Raw genomic sequence first — 1,487 nt, forward strand, 5'->3', positions numbered from 1 at the left:
CTCGACTTTTTCCGTTTCATGCAGCTTGCGTGAGCCCGAAGTCTAGTAGTTTTCGGATAGGTGCTGATAGTTTCCGAACACCCTCGCCGCCTGGCGTCTGTTCGAAAACCCATTGGCACCACAAGTGGTGACGAACGCTGATAATCATGTCACTGAACGTGATAATCTCTTTTCCCAACCATGTCCGGCACCGAAAGTGAGAGCTGCTTTCGGGCATCGTGTCATAGAAGGTCACCACCACCGTGTACATCACGAACAATGCCGGTGCCATGCGAAGCACCGTGCGGCGAGACCAACCGCGGGTCGTTTCCAAACCCAGATGGGAACGCAATTCCTGGAATGTCGTTTCAATATTCCATCGTCCGCAGTACATCTCAATGATCGCTTTTGCACTCATCGACGTGTCGGTGCTGAAGAAGTATTCATCGCGGTGCGTTGCATCAAGATCGTGTACGTAGACCCAGCGAATCATTACAAGCCCTTTGCCGCTTTTGTACCAGCCACCGGTGCCGCTGATCACCTCGACATTTCGAACGCCACCACCATACCAGCCAACCGTTATCTTCTTGCCACACTTCTTCGAAGCGACCACGTCACACGGTGCTGGTAGTGAATCGCCCTTGACCGCCGGGCGACCGATCTTCTTGCCACGGCGGCGTGGTGGCGGACGAAACAAATTTGCATCCGGCACGATCTTGCTCACCAGTGTGATGCGCCGACGATGGCGGTAAGCAAAACGAGCCATCGCGTGCGAACCATAAGCGTTGTCGCCTGCGAAAACGAATTTTCGATCGGGAAACCAGTGCATCAGCAGTGCCAGCAAGCTGACCATCAACTCCGCAGGCGTGCGGTGCTCGCGAGATTCGGATTGGTTGGTTTTTCGATCACGATACAAGGTGACCGCCAGCGGTAGGGCCATCGGCCTGGATGTGTATGGCAGATCAACCAGGACCGCCAGGACGACCCACTTGTGACCGTAGCGGTAAACCGTGTGAGAGTGCGAACTGCGAACGGCGTCGCGATGACGGGCCTTGCCATAAACCTTCTTGCCTCGGTGACCATCGACCGTTTCATCTCCGACAAGCCTGATCACTCCTTCCGGGCAGAAACGATCGACAACGAAGTGGGCGATGATTCGAGCAAACCGTCGGGAGCACCACCTGCGATGAGAGAACAGTCGATGATAAGTCGATGCGTTGAGCGGTTCGATGAGGCTCAACAGTCGAAGCACCGCCGAAACGGTTCGGTCTCCGATCACGAGTGTGGCGGCAGCAAAGAAGAGAATCAATCGATTCGCCGTCTCGCGATGACGAGTTGCCGATGACAATTGATCCATCAATGGTTTAAACTCACGGGGCACGCGAATCATGGCAGCTTCCTTGCTCGGGTTTGTAACTGTGAGAAGTCACAATTCTTGCGCAGGGAAGCTGCTTTTACCTATACCAATCCGCCAGCTCAAATTCCGCGAAAGTGGAAAAAGTCGAGCT

General features: G+C 54.5%; 1 protein-coding gene. It reads right to left on the minus strand.

Annotated features, from left to right (window positions below):
* Nucleotides 1-16: 16 nt before the first annotated feature.
* Nucleotides 17-1,369 carry an IS701 family transposase gene (locus tag NB063_RS31015; protein WP_250933542.1) on the minus strand — a complete coding sequence of 451 codons (1,353 nt, stop codon included), beginning with the start codon at nt 1,367-1,369 and terminating at the stop codon, nt 17-19.
* Nucleotides 1,370-1,487 lie beyond the last annotated feature (118 nt).

The organism is Aporhodopirellula aestuarii (assembly GCF_023701485.1).
Taxonomy (GTDB): domain Bacteria; phylum Planctomycetota; class Planctomycetia; order Pirellulales; family Pirellulaceae; genus Rhodopirellula; species Rhodopirellula aestuarii.